At 71.5% G+C, this 18918-nt stretch carries 13 protein-coding genes; 7 read left to right on the top strand and 6 right to left on the bottom strand.

The window, feature by feature from the left end:
• Positions 1–42: 42 nt before the first annotated feature.
• Together AB0E24_RS37030 and AB0E24_RS37025 are read left to right on the top strand one after the other, a co-directional pair.
• Entirely contained in the window at positions 43–984 is a 942-nt protein-coding gene (locus AB0E24_RS37030) for an NAD-dependent epimerase/dehydratase family protein (protein ID WP_359383862.1), read from the top strand.
• A 26-nt stretch (positions 985–1010) separates the two neighbouring features.
• Complete coding sequence (locus AB0E24_RS37025) at positions 1011–4454, top strand: aminotransferase class I/II-fold pyridoxal phosphate-dependent enzyme (protein WP_359383860.1); 3444 nt, start codon at positions 1011–1013, stop codon at positions 4452–4454.
• Positions 4455–4476: 22 nt separating this feature from the next.
• Here AB0E24_RS37025 and AB0E24_RS37020 read toward each other — a convergent pair whose 3' ends face one another.
• The 4 genes from AB0E24_RS37020 to AB0E24_RS37005 form a co-directional block, all read right to left on the bottom strand.
• Positions 4477–5046: a toxin gene (locus tag AB0E24_RS37020; RefSeq protein ID WP_359383857.1), complete on the bottom strand. Its 570-nt coding sequence runs from the start codon at positions 5044–5046 to the stop codon at positions 4477–4479.
• A 13-nt stretch (positions 5047–5059) separates the two neighbouring features.
• Positions 5060–5500, bottom strand: coding sequence for a helix-turn-helix domain-containing protein (locus AB0E24_RS37015; RefSeq protein WP_069867447.1), 441 nt, complete (start codon positions 5498–5500; stop codon positions 5060–5062).
• 344 nt (positions 5501–5844) lie between these two features.
• Positions 5845–7011 (bottom strand): MAB_1171c family putative transporter, encoded by a 1167-nt coding sequence (locus AB0E24_RS37010; RefSeq protein ID WP_283882855.1) that lies wholly within the window; start codon positions 7009–7011, stop codon positions 5845–5847.
• Between the two features lie 40 nt (positions 7012–7051).
• Positions 7052–7780 carry a TetR-like C-terminal domain-containing protein gene (locus AB0E24_RS37005; RefSeq protein WP_359383854.1) on the bottom strand — a complete coding sequence of 243 codons (729 nt, stop codon included), beginning with the start codon at positions 7778–7780 and terminating at the stop codon, positions 7052–7054.
• Between the two features lie 157 nt (positions 7781–7937).
• On the opposite strand from AB0E24_RS37005, the gene AB0E24_RS37000 reads away from it, so the two are divergent.
• From AB0E24_RS37000 to AB0E24_RS36980, 5 genes are all read left to right on the top strand, one after another.
• Entirely contained in the window at positions 7938–11159 is a 3222-nt protein-coding gene (locus AB0E24_RS37000; RefSeq protein ID WP_100805556.1) for an NACHT domain-containing protein, read from the top strand.
• Between the two features lie 181 nt (positions 11160–11340).
• Positions 11341–13401 (top strand): P-loop NTPase family protein, encoded by a 2061-nt coding sequence (locus tag AB0E24_RS36995; protein ID WP_069867443.1) that lies wholly within the window; start codon positions 11341–11343, stop codon positions 13399–13401.
• 6 nt (positions 13402–13407) lie between these two features.
• Positions 13408–14997 (top strand): ABC transporter substrate-binding protein, encoded by a 1590-nt coding sequence (locus AB0E24_RS36990; protein ID WP_206333796.1) that lies wholly within the window; start codon positions 13408–13410, stop codon positions 14995–14997.
• 107 nt (positions 14998–15104) lie between these two features.
• Positions 15105–16046, top strand: coding sequence for a quinone oxidoreductase family protein (locus AB0E24_RS36985; RefSeq protein WP_359383849.1), 942 nt, complete (start codon positions 15105–15107; stop codon positions 16044–16046).
• 41 nt (positions 16047–16087) lie between these two features.
• Positions 16088–16681 carry a TetR/AcrR family transcriptional regulator gene (locus tag AB0E24_RS36980; RefSeq protein ID WP_099015651.1) on the top strand — a complete coding sequence of 198 codons (594 nt, stop codon included), beginning with the start codon at positions 16088–16090 and terminating at the stop codon, positions 16679–16681.
• A 33-nt stretch (positions 16682–16714) separates the two neighbouring features.
• Here the strand turns inward: AB0E24_RS36980 and AB0E24_RS36975 are convergent, their stop codons facing one another.
• Positions 16715–17512, bottom strand: a complete 798-nt coding sequence (locus AB0E24_RS36975; RefSeq protein WP_099015652.1) for an SAM-dependent methyltransferase — start codon at positions 17510–17512, stop codon at positions 16715–16717.
• 207 nt (positions 17513–17719) lie between these two features.
• Positions 17720–18619, bottom strand: coding sequence for a VC0807 family protein (locus AB0E24_RS36970; protein ID WP_359383845.1), 900 nt, complete (start codon positions 18617–18619; stop codon positions 17720–17722).
• Positions 18620–18918: the final 299 nt, after the last annotated feature.

Below are 18918 nucleotides of genomic sequence, written 5' to 3'. Positions count from 1 at the left end.
GTCTGCCCAAACGCCATAGGGTCTCGCGCTAGTGTGCGGCGCGTGAGCTTACATGTCGTCATAGGATTCGGGCCCGCCGGAGCCGCCACCGCCAGGCTGCTGGCCGAAAAGGGCCATTCGGTACGGGTCATCACCACATCGAGCCGAAGCCCGGAACCGGGCATCGAACATGTCGCGCTGGACGCGACGGACAGCAAGCGACTGACCGAGGCCGCGCAGGGCGCGGCCGCCATCCACAGCTGTGCCGCACCGCCCTACCACCGCTGGGCGGCTCATTGGCCACCGCTGGCCGCATCGCTCTGCGCGACCGCCGAGGCCACCGGGGCCGTCCTGGTCATGCTGGGCAATCTCTACGCCTACGGCCCGGTGGACGGTCCCATGACCGAGGAGCTGCCGCTCGCGGCGACCGGCACCAAGGGGCGGGTGCGCGCCGCCGTATGGGAGCAGGCGCGGCAACTCCATGAGCAGGGCCGTATCAAGGCCGTCGAGGTGCGGGCTTCGGACTTCTTCGGGCCCGGGGTGACCGACGGCGGGCATCTGGCCGCACGGGCCATGCCCCGAGTGCTGCGCGGCAAGCCGGTCTCCTCGCTCGGGGACCCGGACACCCCGCACAGCTGGAGCTATATCCCCGATGTGGCCGCGGCGTTGGCCGAGGTCGCGGGCGAGGAACGGGCCTGGGGGCGGGCGTGGCACATGCCGACGGCGCCCGCGCTGTCCACCCGGGAGATGGTGGACCGGCTGGCCGCCCAGGCGGGAACCGGTCCGGTGGCGGTGCGCCAACTGCCGTCGGCCGTACTGAATCTGGCGTCGCTGGTCTCCCCGCTGCTGCGTGAACTCAAGGAGGTCCGCTACCAGTTCGACCGCCCCTTCGTCATCGACTCCAGCGCCTACGAAGCCGCGTTCGCGGTGCGCGCCACCCCCGTCGAGGAGCAGGTCAAGACGACGGTGGAGTGGTGGCGCGAGCGACTGGCCACCGCCGGGTGACATCTGAGACAGCGAGGGATTCCACAGTGGGTTCAGCTGGAACGCGGCGCGATGACGTCGCGATCGTAGGAATGGCCTGCCGGTTCCCGGGGGCCAGAAATGTCAACCAGTACTGGCGGCTCCTCACCGATCCACGGGCGCAGTTCGCCCCCATCCCGGACTCGAGATGGCGCACCGCCACCTTCGTCAGCGACAACTTACGCGACACATCCTCGACCTATACGGACACCATGGCGCTGCTGCCGGACGTGGGCCACTTCGACGCCCCGCACTACGGCATCCCGCCACGGCGGGCCAGATCGATGGATCCGCAGGCCCGGCTGCTGATCGACCTGGCCCGTGAGGCGATCCAGGACGCCGGATGGGAGGCCGAGGGCTTCGACCGCGAGGAGACCTCGGTGATCACGGCGCTCACCGAGAGCGGCTATCGCGAGCTCAGCACCATGCGGATCCGGATGCGCCAGCTGACCGGCGGCGAGTTCGGGGCGCGGGCCACCGACCCCCGATGGCCGGAGACGGTCCGCGCGGTGGACGGGCTGCACGGCTCCTCCGTGGCCGGGCTGCTGCTCAACATGGGCCCGAACACGGTCAGTTCGGTCTTCGATCTGCACGGCGAGAGCTATGCGCTGGACTCGGCGTGCTCCGGTGGACTCATGGCCGTGGCCAACGCGGTGTTCGCGCTCCGCGCGGGCCGGTGCCGGATCGCGCTCGCGGGCGGCGCCCAGCTGATACTCGCCCCGGATCTGCTGGTGGGGCTGTGCCGGATCGGCGCCATCTCGCGCAGCGGCAGATGCCTGCCGTTCGGCGCGGAGGCCGACGGCTTTGTGCTGGGGGAGGGCGCCGGGGTGCTGGCGCTGCGGCCCCTGACCGACGCGCTGGCCGCCGGCGACCGGGTCTACGCGGTGATCCGGGGTGTGGGCACGGCCAACGACGGGACCGTGCGGGGCGGGATGCACCCCCAGGCGGCCGGTCAGCTCAGGGCCCTGCGCCGGGCCTACCGCGACGCGGACCTGCCCCCGGACTCGGTGGGCTACCTCGAGGCGCACGGCACCGGGACCACGGTCGGCGATCCGGTCGAGGTCGGTGTGTTGCGGGAACTGCGGGGCGAGCGGAGCGCCCCCGCCTTCCTCGGCGCGGTGAAGGCGGTGGTCGGGCATGCGCTCAACTCCGCCGGGATAGCCGGACTCGTCAAGTCCGTGCTGGCCGTGCACCGGGGGGTGATACCGCCGCAGCCGGAGTTCGACCTGGCCGACCGCTCCGGGCTCGACGCCGCGCGGCTGACCATCCCGACCAAGCCCACCGGATGGCCGGAGTCCGGGCAGCCGCGCCGGGCGGGGGTGAGCGCCTTCGGCTTCGGTGGCACCGGCGTCCATATGGTGGTGGAGGAGTGCGCCACGGCACCGGCCCGCCGGGCCCCGGACGAGGGGCCGCAGCTGCTGGTGCTCAGCGCCCGCGACCGGGCCGGGCTGGCCCGTTACGCCCGGGAGCTGGCCCACACCCTCGCCGACGACCGGCCGCCGCTGGCCGGGGTGGCGGACACCCTGGCCCGCCGGGCTCCCCTGGCCGAACGCCTCGCCCTGGTGGCCGAGGACGCCGCCGACGCCGTCACCAAGCTGACCGCCGCCGCCGAGGCCGTGGCGGACGGCCGCACCGGAGAGCTCGGGCCGGGCCAGATGGCCGGCACGGTGCCACCCGGGGAGCCGCCGGAGGCCGCCGTGCCCGCGCCGGGCTCGCTGTCCGCCGAGGCCCGCTCGGCCGCGCTGGTCCGGCTCGCCGAGCGCGCGGTCACCGGCTCGGGGCTTCGGCCGGTGATGGAGCGCGTACCGCCCCACACCCTGCCGCCGAGCCCGCTCGCCCCGCGCCACCACTGGGTGGTGGACGAGTCGGCGCGCGCTCCCGCGGACGAGGCCCACACGCCCGCGGAGGTGGGGGAGGGCCGGGCGGAGGCGGTGGACTCCCCGGCCGCCGCGGCGCCCGCCGCGTCCATCGTGCTCGAAGAGCTGTCCCGGACCGGCGTCTTCCCGCTCGCCGACCTGTCCGAGCGGATGCGACTGGTGACCGACCTCGGCTTCGACTCCCTGATGCTCCAGGAGCTGGAGGTCAACATCGGCAAACGAATACCGGGATTCCGCACCGACGAGATCTTCTCGCCCGACCTCACCGTGGAGCGGCTGGTCGCGCTGGTCGATCCACACCTCCCGGGGGAGCGGGAGCCCGCCCCCGGTGAGCCGCCGCCGCGGGAGACACGGACGGACTGGGACACGGCGACCGCGTGCGCCGACGACTTCCCCGAGGTGCGGCAGTTCGAGGAGCTCCTGACCTCGATCACCGGCAGTGGCGCGGACTTTCCGTACTTCCGCGTCCACCAGGGCACCATCCGCGACACCACCGTGGTCGACGGCCGGCCGTATCTGTCCTTCGGCAGCTACAACTACCTGGGGCTCTCCGGCCATCCGGCGGTCAACGAGGCCGCGCACGAGGCGGTGGACCGGTACGGGACCTCGGTCTCCGCGAGCCGGATGCTCTCCGGTGAACGGGAGCCGACCGTACGGCTGGAGCGGGCGCTCGCCGACTTCCTCGGCGTGGCGGACTGCCTGGCGCTGGTGAGCGGCCACGCCACCAATGTGACCGCCATCGGGCATCTCGTCGGCCCGCGGGACCTCGTGGTGCACGACGCGCTCGCCCACGACAGCATCCTCCAGGGCTGCGCCCTGTCCGGGGCGGCGCGGCGCCCGTTCGCCCACAACGACATCGACGGGCTGGAGGCCACGCTGCGGCGCAACCGGTCCCGGTTCAGACGGGTGCTGATCGTCGTCGAGGGCGCCTACAGCATGGACGGCGATCTGGTGGACCTGCCGGCCGTGATCGAGCTGAAGCGGCGCTACGGCGCCCTGCTGATGGTCGACGAGGCGCACAGCATCGGCACGGTGGGCGAACGCGGCCGTGGCGTCGGCGAGTTCTTCGGCGTCGACCGCACCGATGTCGATCTGTGGATGGGCACCCTGTCCAAGACGTTCGCCAGCTGCGGCGGCTATCTCGGCGGCTCGGCCCGGATGGTGCGGTGGCTGCGCCATACGCTGCCCGGCTTCGTCTACAGCGTCGGACTGACCCCGGCCAACGCGGCCGCGGCGCTCGCCGCCACCGAGCTGATCGTCGCGGAACCGGACCGGGTGCGCGCCCTGCGGCGCAACGCGGAGCTCTTCCTCGGCCTGGCCACCTCGGCCGGTCTGGCGACGGGCACCAGCGCCCACACGCCGATCGTGCCCTGTCTCCTCGGCGACTCGGCGAGGACCCTGCACATCGCGGACCGGCTGTTCGGCCGCGGTGTCATCGCCGATCCGATCTTCCATCCCGCGGTGGAGGAGGGGCTCGCCAGGCTGCGGTTCTTCATCACCAGCGAGCACCGCGAGGACGACATCCGGCGGACCGTGTCGATCCTGGCCGAGGAGGTGGCCGCCGCCGGGGGATGAATGAGGCACCGTCGGATCCACGTCAGATCAGGGTGCGTTCGATCCGGCTGAGCATGGCGTCATTGCCGGATTCCCCGGAGCCCCCGGACGGGTGCGCGCCATGCCGCCCTTCGGTGCCGCCCACCCGTTGGGAGAGCAGATAGGCGATGATCTCCGCCTCCTGCTCCTGGACATCGTCGTAGGTCGCGCGCAGGAGCATGTCACGCACGAGGTCGGGGTCGAGGTTGGGGAAGAGGAGGCGGGCGCTCGCCTCGTCCAGCCAACCCGCCCCGCGATGGCAGCAGATGATGTGGCCCAGCTCATGCAAGATGATGTGCTCCTGATGCGCGCTGGTCGTGTTGGCGTCGTAGAAGATGAGGTCCTCGTCGCGCGCGGCGACCCACATACCGCACGGGTGCGTGGCCGGCATCTGCATCGGGACCAGCGTGATGGGGCGGCCACGGACCTCGCCGAGATGGCGGCACAGCTCGGCCACATCGGCCACCTCCGGCAGTTCGAGGTCGGCGATCCGCCGCGCCCCGGCCTTGCGGAGCCTCTTGAGCTGACTGCGGCGGTCGTGGTCGGCCGACCGCCCCTTGCCTGTGCCCCTCACCCAGCCGCACCCCTCATTCCGGGTCCGAAGGGTCGGTGACCGGCGGGAGGCCCTGCAACTGCCGGTACTGGTCCATGATGGTCGTGATGGCCTCGAGGTTCTCCTTCTTCATCCCGGCCGCCCGCATGGCCACCGCGCGCACCCCGGCCTGGCGGAGCGCCTCGATGGCGGCGACCTCGCTGAGCACCGACTCGGCCACCTGGTCGTCGAAGAAGTAGGCGACCGACACGCCGAAGAAGCGCGCCAGCGCGGCCAGCAGGTCCGGTGAGGGATTGGCACGCTTGCCCGTCCGCAGCTGCGACAGATACACGCCCCCGACCTTGAGTTGGGGGTTGGCCCGCTTCAGCTCCTCCGCGACCTCGGCGTTGGTCCAGTGCCTGCCCTTGGGGCGCACGGTCTTGAAGAGGTCGTCCAGACGCACTGCCAGCACGGGCCGGTCGTCGGTCTCGGACATGCGAATCTCCCTCCCTCACCTCCTCGGCTTTGCCCCCGGCTATTCGGCAGTTTTGCAGATTAGCGGTCAGTTGACAATCGGGCCGGACTCCGCCACCGTGGACCTCGTCGATAGCTGCCAGCTAACTCCGCTCACGGGGGTGGTCGAGTTGACTGGCAGTCATATCGACCTGGTCCGGCCCCGGTCTTTCCGGGCCGGATCCGGGCCGGGCCGGGCGGGGAACACCCGCGCGGCCCGGAAGGAAGAAACGGGGGACACGGGGGAACCACGGGGGATATCCCGCTCGGCCTGACGGGGGCAGACCGGGCGGGATCCCGCCTCAACCGGGGGTATGGCACAGGCTCTCAGCGCGCGTTGTCGAGCTTCCGGTAGGCGGCGGCCACCTTGGTGAGCCAGACGACCTCGGCGGTGAAGTTGTCCGTGTCGCGGTCCTCGAAGTCGCCGGTGTCCGCGTTGTCATCGGGGATGGTGCCGGTGCGCTTGGCGTGCAGGGCCTGTTTGATCTGCGCGGCCTCGGCGAACGCCTGCCGGGACTCCTCGCCGCCCCGGACGCCCGCCCCGCCGTCGCCCTCGCCGTCACCGCCCGTGGTGCGGTCGATGTAGGGGCGTAACTCCCGCCATCCGTCCCGGATTTCGATGACCCGCCGGTGCAGCCGGTAGTCGAGGTCGGAGACCGCGGCCCCGGGCGGCTCCAGGACGATGTCCGGCGAGGACTCGTACAGATCCCGCCACAGCGGATACAGCGCCCGGTAGGACCGGTAGCCGTGGGCCCACTCCAGCAGCCTGGTGGCCGACGGCCCCCAGGAGGAGATCGTCAGGGCGAGCGAGAGGGTGGCGATGCCCAGCGCGCTGAAGACCGAGGCGGCCAGGGTCCAGGCGCCGATGTCCAGCCCGCCCGCGGCCGTGAGGATGTTGACCACCCGCGCCAGGCAGTAGAGGAAGAGGATCACCGCCGCGACGGAGAGCATCCGCAGGGCCTGCCGCAGCGAGGTCTTGCTCGCCATCCGGGCGTAGGGCACGCACTGGCGCAGGATGGTGACGCACGGAACCGCCTGGGAGACCATGAAGACCAGGAGGTAGGTGAGGATCAGCGGCCGGCCGCTGCCGGTGTTGAAGTCCTCGGCCGGGCGGCCGGGGCCGTCGGCGATGAAGAACAGCGCGGTGAGCAGCGCGTCGAGCGCGATGCCGGTGATCAGCCAGTAGCGGGCGCCGCGCGCCGACTCCTCCGAGCCGGTCGCCCAGCGCAGCAGGATGATCTGCGCGCTGACGCAGAAGGCGACCGCCGACAGGTGCATCACCAGGATCGCGAGGTTGCCGACGCCCAGGAAGCGCTCGCTCCCCATGGCGACGGCGCCCATCGTGAAGGTGAGGCACTGGAACAGCAGAGTGATCAGCAGTGTGCGGTAGGTGCTGTCCCGCCAGCTGCGTCCGACTTGGAGCAGCCGGTAGACGAGGGCGGCGTACGACGAGAGCGCCGCGATGACGAAGCAGAGAGTCTTGATGGTGTTCACGGCCCTTTCCCCCACAGGTGCCGCGCACGCGGCGGACGGTTCAGTCGGTGTTCTCGCCCAAGGGAACCACGAGTCCGATCCCTTCGGCCGCCACCGCGATGGCGTAGTCGAAGAAGGCGGCCTCGTCCCGGACGCTGTCATGGGTACGGCTGAAGACCTGGAAGACCAGCAGCCCGATCAGATTGCTCCACAGCACGATGCCGCGCTCGATGAGGTCCGCGTACGGGGCCTCGGGCGTGCCGCCGAAGAGCTGCACGGCCTCCGGCAGGAGCAGCGGCGGCCCCGGCACCTCCCGCCGGGGCGCGGCGAGTTCACCGGCCTCCAGCGCCGAACGCACGATGCCGGCCAGGACCGCCGGGGTGCGCGAGGCGGGCGGGACGGTGTCCTGCGGGGCGTGGTAGTCCGGCACGGGCGAGCCGTAGACCAGCGTGAACTCACCGGGGTTGGCGAAGGACCAGCGCCGCAGCGCGCGGGTGGCCGCGAGGAGCCGCGCGCCCGCCGACGCGCCGGCCTCCAGGGCGGCTGCGTCGGCCTGCTCCATCGCGGCGGCGGAGTCGTCGTAGGCGTCGATGAGCAGCGCCGTCAGCAGGTCGTCCCGGTGCGGGTAGACGGCCTCCACCTCGCTCAGGCCGAGACCGCTGTCACGGGCGACGGCATCCAGGGACAGCCCTCCGGCCCCCAGTTTCACCAGCAGCTGGCGCGCGGTGGTCTTGATGACCGCCCGCGGCCTGGTGTTTTCATCGGCGGAGCTCGTTCCGGAAACATCCATGGGCCAAACCGTAGCGGTACGAGGGCACTTGCGCCCCGCGGACCCTGACCTGAACCCTGACTTCACAGGGGTCTTCGCGGCTATGGTGAGCGGGGATCGCGGGGTTTGACGGGGCTCGGCGGAGGACGCGCGCCGACGCCGCGAGGGAGGGGCTGCTGTGGACGGCGGCACGGTGGGTCTGCGGATCGCGTCGGCGGTGGTCGTGCCGGTGGTCAAACGGCTGCTGGTGCCGCCCGCGAGCGCCCCGGGGGCGGAGTACGGCGACCGGCCCGTTCCGATCCGCCGGCTCGTCTCCTTCGCCAGGGAACACCGCACCCTCACCGAGGACGATCTGCACAAGCTCGCCCGCGAGCTGGTCCGCCGCGCCGTGCGGGCCGCCGGGCCGCACGATCCGCCGATCGGCGCCGATGAGCACGACTCCGTGGGGCAGGCGCTGACCCGCACCCTGCACGCGCTCGGCGATCTCGACATGGACGACGTCCACGCCTTCGCGCTCGGCCCCGAGCGGCTGGCCGCGGAGCTGTCCCGGCGCGCCGGCCCCGATACGCGCAGGCTCCTCAGCGACGACGCGGCCCGCTTCCACGACCGGCTCCTGGAGACGGCCTGCGTCCACCTCATGCGCTTCTTCAGCCAGCGGCCCGGATTCGCGGCCCGAGCCCAGATCGAGCAGAGCCGCGAGATCCGGGAGCAGAGCGAGAAATTGGACAGAATCCTGCGGCGGCTGCCGGACATCAGCCGCCAGGACACCGAGTTCGAGGAGGAGTACGCGCGCTATATCGTCGAGTGCCACGGCAGGCTCACGATCTACGGTGTCGACCTGCGCGAACCGGACGGCCAGGACTGGCCGCTGGAGACCGCGTATCTGAGCCTGGAGGCCAGGCCGTACCGCGACGGCACCGACCGGGTGCCGGTGGTGAACGGCGAGCCGGGCGCCGACCGGGACACCGAGGCCGAGCGGGCCGCGGTCCCGGCCGAGGCGGTCTTCGCCAGCCATGAGCGCGTCCTGCTGCGCGGGCTCGCCGGCACCGGCAAGACGACCCTCGTCCAGTGGCTGGCCCTCTCCACGGCACAGCAGGACCGGGTGCCGGGCGGGCTTTCGCAGCTGTTCGGGCGCGTTCCCTTCGTCCTGCCGCTGCGCACCCTGGCGCGCAAGGACTCCGAACTGCCGATGCCCGACGACTTCCTGCGCTGGATCGGCTGCCCGCTGGTGGGCACCGAGCCCGACGGCTGGGCCGCGCGGGTGCTGCGGCACGGGCGCGGGGTGCTCCTGGTCGACGGGGCGGATGAGATCCCGAAGGACGACCGGGCCCGGGTGCGGGCCTGGCTCAGGAAGCTGCTCGCCGTATTCCCCGGCAATCTGTGGCTGCTCACCTCACGGCCCTCGGCCCTGGAGCGGGGCTGGCTGGTCCGCGAGGGGTTCCAGGAGTTCGCGCTCGCCGCCATGCGCCCGGCCGATATGAAGCAGTTCATCCGGCGCTGGCACACCGCGGCCGGCGCCTCGCAGGAGCTCGGCGAGTCGCTCACCCAGTCGCTGCGCAGCAGCCCCGAGCTGAGCCGGCTGGCGACCAACCCGCTGATGTGCGGCCTGATCTGCGCCCTGCACCGGGAGCGGCGCGGCTTCCTGCCCCAGGGCCGAGCCTCCCTCTACGAGGCGGCGCTCTCGATGCTCCTGGAGCGGCGCGACCTGGAGCGCGAGGTCTACGGCCGCAGCCGCCGGCCCGTACTGGACCAGAAGTCGGCCACCGAGCCGCTCCAGCGGCTCGCCTACTGGCTGATCCGCAACGAGCGGACGCAGCTGGACCGCCCGGACGCGGTGAACGTGGTGCGGCGGCTCCAGCCCTCCGTACCCCGCCTCGCGGAAGTCGGCACGGCGGAGGAGGCGCTTCAGCATCTGCTGGAGCGCTCCGGACTGCTGCGCGAACCGGCCCCGGGCGCCGTCAACTTCATCCACCGGACCTTCCAGGACTTCCTGGGCGCCAGGGCCGTGCTGGAAGAGCGTGATATGGGCATGCTGGTGAACAACGCACACCTGGACCAGTGGGAGGACGTGGTGCAGATGGCCGTCGCACAGGCTCGACACCAAGAGCGTGCCGACCTGCTGACCCGTTTGCGGGAGCGGGGCGACCGGGAGCAGGACGCGACCGTCCAGGCGCGGTTACGGCTCCTCGCGCTCGCCTCCCTCGAACAGGCCACCCGTCTGGAGCCCACGGTCCGCGAGGCCATCGAGGACCGGGCCGCCGCGCTGCTTCCGCCGCGCAGTCTGCGCGAGGCCAGGTCACTGGCGCAGACCGGCCCGCTGCTCATCGGCCTGCTGCCCGACGCGAAGGACCTGGAGGGCGACGAGGAGCTGGCCACCGTCCACGCGATCTGCCAGATCGGCGGGGACGCCGCCATCCCCAGGCTCCGGGAGTTCCTGGGCACCGGCCAGCCCGCGGTGCGCGCCCAGCTCCTCGCCCACTGGGACCGGTTCGACACCAAGGTGTACGCCGAGGAGATCGTGCGGCCGCTCCTCGAAACCGCGCCCGAGGAGATCGTCACGGTGCGCTCCCCCGCGGAGCTTGAGGCCCTGCGCACCATGTCCGGCTATCAACGGGTGGGCCTGCACGGCGACTTCGGCCCGGAGGAGATCCGCGCCTCGCTCGACCCGAGCCGGCTGCGCGAGCTGCGGCTGCGCAACTCCCTCCAGCTGGAGGATCTCGATCTGCTCTCCGCCTACCCCGAGCTGGAGACGCTCGCGTTGCAGGGCTGCCGGAATGTGAAGGATCCCGCGCCGCTGACCCGGCTGCCCTGTCTGCGGAGGCTGGAGCTGCGGGACCTGCCCCAGTTCGAGCCGCTGCTGAAGCTGGCGGACTGCCCGCGTCTCGAGGGGCTCCTCGTCGGTCCCGAGGTGCCCTGGCGCGGTCTGTCCGACCTGCCCCGCCCCGCCGAGCTGCGGCTGCTGTCGCTGCCGTCGTCGGCGGCGCAGCTCGCGGGGATCGTGGAGTGCCGGGAGCTTCAGGAGCTGCGTCTCCAGGACGCCAGCGAGCGCCTGACACCGGACGAATGGGGCTCCCTCATCGCGGAGTTGCCGAATCTGCGCAAGCTGACGCTCTCCCCGCAGCAGCTGAGCCTGCTGCTGTTCGCCCCGCGCACCGAGATCCCCCAGGTCACCCATCTGGATGTGTGGGCCAGGGCCGGTGTCGCGGTTCCGCTGCGGCGGATCGCCCGGCGCCTTCCGGGGCTCGAGGAGATCCATCTGTCGCAGGTGGCGGAGCTCGACCTCGCCTCCCTCGCCGGACTGCGCCGGCTGCGCCGGGTGCGGCTGGTCTACCCCGGCGAGATCCGTGGCGCGGACTCGCTCCCCGACAGCGTCGAACTCGACATATACCCGCACCCCTGACGGGCACTACCGCATATGGTGCGGCGTTTACCTGGTGGGATGTTTACCCAGCGGGTAAGTTCAGGATCGTAGGCGTAGTTGGTACGGATGTCAGCGGCTGATGTCTCGGGGGAGCGGTGCCGCCCGTCTCCGAGGTCACGGCTGCCGGGCAGCAGAGGACGACTGAGGCGGGACACAGCGAATGCGCGTATCGGAAGGGTCACCGCTCTATGGCCGGGACCCGCTGCTGCGCTCGCTCGTGCCCCGGCTGACCGGTCTGGCCTACGACGAGCGGTCGCGGACGGGCCGGGAGCACCAGGGAGATCTGCCCGTGGTGCTGGTGACGGGATACCACGGCATGGGCCGCAGCGCCGTCCTCGAAGAGATGGCCGCGCGCTACCGGGACCGGCTGCCGCTGGCCCATGTCCGGGCCGTGGCGAGCGAATCCGCCGCCTTCCCGCCCGCCCCGGCCGACGGCGGCGCCCCCACCGCCTCGACCCTGGTCGAGATCCTCGCGGAGCTGGTGTGCGGGCTCGCCCCCGATCTGCGCCGCCGCTTCCCCGTTCTGGTGCCCGGTCTGTTCGCCGTCTCCGGCTGGCACCATGGCAGCGGCGAGCAGCGGGACGCGGCATGTCTCCGGTTCGCCCGGCTGCTGCTCGCCTGCCGCCTCGCCGGCGGCGACGAGAACGCGCTGCGACACGCCTGGGCCACCGCCGTCGAAGGCCGTCTGGAGACCGTCGACGCGGAGGCCGACGCGGAATGGCGCCGGGACGCGGTCACCGCCGCCGTGGTGGCGGAGTACGCCGACCGGTATCCGCCCGCCGCGGCCCAGGAGTGGTACCGGGGGCGCTTTCCGCGGGGCGCGGACGGCCAGGATCCGCTGGTGCTGCTCGGGGAGTGGTTCCAGCGGGGCGGCGACTACCGGCACGCGGCCGAGCAGACCCTGATGGCCGCCTTCCTCCACGATGTCGCCTCCTCCTACGGCAGGCTCCAGCGCTGGAACCGCGAACCCTGGCCGCTGATCCTGATCGACGACGCGCACTGCCCGCCGGGCCAGGACTTCCTCGATCTGCTCCTCGAACACCGCGCGCTGCCCGAACGCCCCGACCGCGAGGAGCTCGTCGTCGTGGCCACCCGCCTCGGCGGCTTACCCGAGAACGCGTCGGACGCCGTCCGCCGCGACCTGCCCGACCTGGTGAAGTCCTCCGGCTGGCAGCGCAGGGGCCCGGCCCCGTCCGCCGGGCTGCTCGCCGTACCGCTCACCCCGCTCAGCCGGGACGACATCCTGCCCCTGCTGGTGCCGGACTGGCCCGCCCGGCCGCTCCACCCCTATCTCGCCTCCGCCGTGCACTCCCTGACCGGCGGCCACCCCGCGGTGACCACCGTCCTGTGCGCGGCGGTCCTGGACGCCACCAAGCGGGGCCGCAGCGTGAGCCCGCGCGATCTCCTCGAACTGACCGCGAAGGACGGCCGCCCCGTCACCGAGGCCCTTCTGGAGCGGCTGCTCCCCGACCGGCGCCAGCGCGACCGGCTGACCCTGCTCTCGCTCGCCCGCGACAGCACCGCGGCGGAGGCGCTGGCCGAGCATCTGCGCCTCCAGGGCCCGGACCAGCTGCCCGCCAACTCCGCCACCGACTACCTCGAAGAGCAGCAGTGGCAGCAACTCACCCCGCCCGACCAGCCGTTGGTCACCGACGCGCTGCTGCGGACACTGCTGGTGCACGAGGCGCGCCGCACCTCGTCGCGGGCCGAGGACGGCCGCGGCTGGCAGGACATCCACCGCTTCCTGCGGATGCACCACGCCCAGCGCGGGGAGAGCGGCGAGGCCGACGCCCTGCGGCACACCCTCGCCGCCGGAAACGCCGAGACGGTGGTGGCCATGCTGGCGGAGGAGTTCCAGTCGGAGAAGGACGCCCAGGCCGCCGCGCACTGGCTGCTGTGCCTTCAGTACGCCGCCACCGCGCCCACCCCGCCGACCGGGGACTGGACCGATGAACGGATGCAGATCGCGCTCGGCGCGCACGACGGCCGGTACGCCGAACTGCATGAGATCGAGCGCTGCGTCAACCGGCTGCTGCACGCCCTGTGGCATGTGTCCGAGCCGCACGCCGAGCCGGACCCCGACATGTGCAAGGCGGTCGGCGAAGAGCTGGCCTACCTCTCACCGCGCCATCCTTCCTGGCACGCCGTCCTGGGGCAGGCCGCCCGCAGCTGGCCCGCGGCGGCGCGGAAGAAGCGCCCCTTCCCTATCTCCGGTCAGTGAGGAAGCATGCTGCCGCGTCTGTTCCGCCGTCACCCCCGTGAGTGGGGGCCGCTCGAATGGCTGGCCGTCTTCGGGCTCGGCGTCCTGGTCGCCGTCGCGATCACCGTCGCCGTCACCATGGCGCGGGGTCCCGGCAGGTGCGGTGACGACCTGCGGGACATCGGCGGGGACTGCGTGGGCGTCACCGCGGAAGCCTTCGAGGCGGACCCGGGCATCGAAGGTCTCATCGGGGCGGTGGCGGACGAGAACGCCCGGGTGCGCCAGGACTGGGAGGACCCGCCGAGCGGCCCCAGGATCCCGTATGTGCGCATCGCGCTGATGATGCCGTTCACCGCCGACGACCACAGCGCCATGACGAAGGACATGATCCGCCGCGGACTCGCCGGTGCCCTGGCCGCCCAACGGCAGGCCAACCGCTTCGGCGGCCCCCACTACCAGCTGCTGCTCGCCCCCGACGGCCGGAACCTCGACCAATGGGAGCCCGTGGTCACCCGCCTCGCCGAGCTGACCAAGGACACCCGGGCGCCGCTGGTCGGCGTGACCGGCATCCCCAGCAGCACACCGGAGACCCGGAAGGCGATCGCCGCGCTCAGCAAGCACAGCATCCCCACCGTCGGCCCGGTCATCACCGCGGCCAATATGAACTCCCCGTACTTCTTCAAGACCTCGCCGAACAACGACCAGTTCGCCCGCGCCCTGGGGCTCTACCTGGAGAAGGAGCCGGCCCGGCACAGAGGCTTCCTGGTCTGGGACAACCGCAACGAGGACGTCTACTCCCAGAATCTGCGCGCCGTCTTCGAGCGCCACTTCGGCGACGCGTACGACCTGACCAACCACAACTCCAACTTCACCGGCACCTCCGGAACGGACAAGGGCATACCCCAGCGGTTCACCGACGCCGTGCAGAAGATCTGCAACGAGAAGTCCGACACCGTCTTCTTCGCCGGGCGTGACCAGGACCTGCCCGCGTTCATGGAGCGCCTGGCGCAGGAGGGCGACTGCGGGCGCACCACGACGCTGCGCATCCTGAAGGTCGGCATCGGCCTGGAGCCCACCCTCACCGCGGACGCGCCCACCAGATGGCTGGACGAGGCACAGGCCACGATCGTCGACGCGTCCGCCGTGGACCCCGCCTGGTGGGCGGGGAAGAGCAAGCCCAAGAAGGCGCTCGGCCGCTTCCTCGACCGCTTCGAGGAGATCGAGAAACAGTACGAGCTGGGCAGCAAGCCGCTCGACGACGGCTACGCCGTGATGTACCACGACGCCTTCGCGCTGCTCGCGGGCGCGGTGGACCGCACCTTCGCCGAGATCAACGAGGGCGGCAAGAAGGCGCCGGAGGCATTGAGCATCCCGACCAACGACGACGTCTACAACACCCTCATCATCCCGAGCATCGCCGGTGACGCGTGCAGCTCCTGCCTGGTCGGCGCCGGAGGGACCTACGGCTTCGAGGGTCCGGGCAAGAACGACCAGTGGGCCGTCTGCAAGCCCGTGCCCGTGGTCGAGTACCCGCCGGGCACCCGCTCCGGCGACAGCGGCGCACCGGGCCTCTACCGCACCTACCGGAGCGGCTCCCAGGGCGCCTGCCCCTCCTGACGCGAACGGTACGCGGCGTCCTCGCGCTGTTGACGCTCCATGGATTCCATCATAACGTTCCGATCCGGATCGGAACGTTATGATGGATATGATCGAGGGGAGCAGCCATGAAAGCCGTGGTCGTCAGGGTGTCCGGGGAGCTCGACGTGGTCGACGCACCGGAGCCCGCTCCCGGGCCGGACCAGGTGCTCGTCGACATCGACGCGATCGGCGTCGGCTATGTGGACGTGATGGCCCGGCGGGGCGAGTACCCGTACTTTCCCGGTGCGGGTTCGGTGCCGGGCCTGGAGGTCGTGGGCCGTGTGACCTCGGCCGGGCCGGACGTGCCCGGCGCGTCGGACGGGCAGCGGGTGCTCGCCCTGCCGTCCTTCGGCGGCTACGCCGAGAAGGCCGTCGCCGACGCCGACCGGGTCCTTCCGGCTCCGCCGGGCATCGACGCGGCCGATGTGGTGGGCCTGGGGGTGAACGCGCTGGTCGCGGAGAGCGTGCTCGACCGGGCGGGAGCGGCCCCCGGAGAACGTGTGCTGATCCGCGGCGCCGGTGGCGGGATCGGCGTGCTCGCCACGCAGATCGCCGCCGCCCGCGGTGGCGAGGTCACCGTCGTCACCTCGTCCGCGGCCCGCGGCGAACGGCTGCGAGCGCTGGGTGCCGCACGGGTCGTCGACCGGACCGGGTCCGCCCTTCCCGACGAGACCTATGACGTCATTGTGGACACGGTCGCCGGCCCCGATATGGGGAAGCACCTCGAACTCCTGCGGCCCAACGGGCGTTACGTCCTCTGCGGCGCCGCCGGTGGAGCTCCCGGGCCGGAGTCGTTCGAACCGCTGCTGAGCCGCTTCCACACATCGCCGACGCTGATCGCGTTCAGTCTGAACTCGGTGGCCCCCGAAGACCTCCGGACCTCGTGGGCGAGGGTCCTCACCATGCTGGAGGAGGGCCGGCTCTCGCCCGTGCTCGACCGGAGCTTCCCCCTCACCGAGGCCGAGGCCGCGCTGCGGCTGGTGGAGAGCGGCAAACCGTTCGGGAAGGTCGTCCTGAACCCCCGATAGGGTGGCCGGACGACAGGGTTTCGTGTTTCCAGGAGAGTCCGATGGCACGCCGGCGGGACGAGCGGATCGACCACGCCGTGCTGGCCGCGGTGCGCGAACTCGTACGGGAGATTGGTTATCCGGCCCTGACCATGGAGGCCATCGCGCAGCGGGCGGACACCACCAAACCCGCCATCCGCCGACGCTGGAAGAGCCAGAAACACCTGGTCGTCGAGGCCATGGCGCGGGACCGGGCCGGTGTGGTGGAGATGGACACCGGATGCACGCACTGCGACATCGTCGGGCATCTCGAAGCGCTCCGGGTTGCCATGGACGACCCGGTCCTCGGCCATGTGCTCCCGGCGCTCGTGGCCGACCTCGCGGACGATCCGGAGCTGCGGGAAACCTTCCTCACCGCGGTCTGGGCACCGCGCCGGGAAGCGTGTGAGGCATCGCTGCGGAAGGGTGTCGCACGCGGCGATCTGCGCGCCGGCCTCGATGTCGACCTCGTGCTGGACCTGTTCGCCGCCCCGGTCGTCTTCCGGGCGCTCTTCGGCCACTCCGGGCTCGGCCCGGATTTCCCGGCGGACGTCGCGCGTGCCGTGCTCTCCGGGGTGGGCACCGGCGGCGAACACCGGTGCCCGGGAAACGGCTGACGCCGCTGCTCTCAGGAAACGGCTGACGTCCGCTCAGCCGGTCTTGCGGGCCACGCCGCCGTAGTAGCCGATCTCCCCGGGTCCGGTCGGCGGCGGGGTGTCCGGGCGCCAGAACGGGACCTCGGCCAGGCCGGGCTCGACCAGGGTGAAGCCGTCGAAGAACCGCTCGATCCGGGCGCGCGACCGCAGGGTCAGGGCGGCGGTGGCATCGTCGTACACGGCCTGGGCCGCGCTGCGGTCGGCGAAGTCGTCCGTGGCGTGGGAGAGCACCAGGAAGCTCCCGTCCGGGAGCGCGTCGCGCAGCGTGGCGAGGACCCGCTCGGGCTCCTCCGCCTCGGTGAGGAAGTGCACGATGGCGACGAGGAGCACCGCGACCGGCTCGCCGAAGTCGATGACCTGGCGGACCTCGGGGTGGTCCAGGACGGCCCGCGGGTCGCGCAGATCGGCGAGCGCGATGCTGGTCGAGTCGGAGCCGCGCAGCAGCACATTGGCGTATGTGTTCACGATCGGGTCGTTGTCGACGTACGCCACGCGCGCGTCCGGCGCCAACTCCCGGGCGATCTCATGCACATTGGGCGAACTGGGCAGTCCGGTGCCGATGTCGAGAAGCTGCCGGACGCCGCTGCCGACCACATACCGCACGGCGCGCCGCAGGAAGTCGCGGTTGGCCCGTACGCCGCTCCACACCTCGGGTGCCGCGGTGGCGAGCCGGTCGGCGGCCTCGCGGTCCACCTCGTAGTTGTTCTTGCCGCCCAGCAGGTAGTCGTAGATCCGCGCGGGGTGTGGCCTGCTGGTATCGATCTCCTCGGCACGGAAGCCGTTCTCCGCCACGCTGTGCTCCTCTCGACGGCCGCTACGGCCCCCGTCCGCGTTCGACTGTCGCACAGCTTCCCCTGTCAACGCCGGTGCCGGACGCCGGAATTCACCGCGTCCGGCCCGCTGGTCAGGCGGCCGGCACCGTGCCGCCACGGCTGCTGCTCCGTGCGTTGCCCGACGCCGAGGATGTGGCCGCCACGACGAGCGTGCGCCGGTGGTCGGTCAGACCTCGGCCTCGGCTTCGGTCTTGGCCTCGGCCTTGGCGGTCTCGGTCTCGGTCTCGGCCGCCGGTGCCTTGGTCTCGGCCGTCTTGACCGTCTCGGCCGCCGGTGCCCCGGCTTCCGGTGTCTCGGTCGACGCCTCGTCCGCCGTCGTCCCGGCCGCCGCCGCGGCGGCAGCGGCAGCGCGTGCCTGGCCCCTGCGGCGCGACCGCTTGCCGTACCAGGCCGTCCATACGCCCAGGGAGCTCAGCACGGCGTAGATAAGGACGGGGCTCAGCACGACCATCGTGTCGGTTCTCAGCGTGTAGGACAGCACGATCCGCACCGCGGACTCCATGCAGTAGGCCACGCCCCATACGGTCGTCATCGTGATCATGGCCTTGCGGAAGCCGTCGACCTGCCACAGGCCGTTCCACCAGGCGATGCTCCGCTCGGTGCCGTCGGTGGCGAACTTGCGCCCCAAGTAGAAGATCAGCGGGCGCGGCGTCAGCAGCGTCGCCAGGCACAGCAGGCCGAACAGCCCGGTGACGGCCGAGTCCTTGATCAGCAGAGCGCGGGCCGAATGCGCGCCGACGGTCGACACCACGGCCGTGATGACGATGAACACCAGCGTGACGATGGCGAGTTCATCGAGGCGGCGGCGCCAGGCGATGTGCACGGCACCGTCGATCACCGGCCAGACGCTGCTGATCAGCAGTGCGGCGAATTCGCTGAAGCCGTGGTCGCGCAGTGCGTTGTACGTGATGATCGGCGCGACGACGGTGAGGCTGAGCGTGACGGTCCAGCCGAGAATGGCGGCGCGCTTGGACCGGGCGGGCGCGGGCTGGCGCTCGCCGGTCGGTGGCGCTTGTGTATCCGGTGCGCTTGGAGCGCCTTCCGAAGTTGTGTTCTGAGTGAGCACGGTTCCCCTGCAAGTGTTCCTGGTGGTAACGGGAGAGGAGAACGTAAAACAGCCCCCTCGTAAGAGGACAGTACCGGGACGCCAAATGTCGCCAAAATCTCGGCGGAAGGCCATTTCAACGCGGTGGTGAGGGTCAAGTGACCGCTTCGGGTTGACATTCCGTCGCCCCCTTCGGCTTTTGGGAAGTCAAAGGCCATTGCGGTGAGAGGCCCTGAGAAAAGCCCCTTTGTGAAAACGGTCCGGTAAACGACAGTTTCCGTTGTGTACAGGTGCACCGGAAAGTCCGGTCCCTACCCCTG

This window comes from Streptomyces malaysiensis subsp. malaysiensis (assembly GCF_040653035.1).
GTDB classification, from domain to species: Bacteria; Actinomycetota; Actinomycetes; order Streptomycetales; family Streptomycetaceae; genus Streptomyces; species Streptomyces malaysiensis.
Note: the sequence above shows the minus strand (reverse complement) of the source record. Positions and strands in the feature narration are given on the sequence as shown.

What these genes read in the sequence shown, in the direction of transcription:
- AB0E24_RS36980 (WP_099015651.1), top strand. Translation starts at nt 16,088, where the DNA reads ATGGCACGCCGGCGGGACGAGCGGATCGACCACGCCGTGCTGGCCGCG.
- AB0E24_RS36990 (WP_206333796.1), top strand. Translation starts at nt 13,408, where the DNA reads ATGCTGCCGCGTCTGTTCCGCCGTCACCCCCGTGAGTGGGGGCCGCTC.
- AB0E24_RS37015 (WP_069867447.1), bottom strand. Translation starts at nt 5,500, where the DNA reads ATGTCCGAGACCGACGACCGGCCCGTGCTGGCAGTGCGTCTGGACGAC.
- AB0E24_RS36995 (WP_069867443.1), top strand. Translation starts at nt 11,341, where the DNA reads ATGCGCGTATCGGAAGGGTCACCGCTCTATGGCCGGGACCCGCTGCTG.
- AB0E24_RS36985 (WP_359383849.1), top strand. Translation starts at nt 15,105, where the DNA reads ATGAAAGCCGTGGTCGTCAGGGTGTCCGGGGAGCTCGACGTGGTCGAC.
- AB0E24_RS37005 (WP_359383854.1), bottom strand. Translation starts at nt 7,780, where the DNA reads ATGGATGTTTCCGGAACGAGCTCCGCCGATGAAAACACCAGGCCGCGG.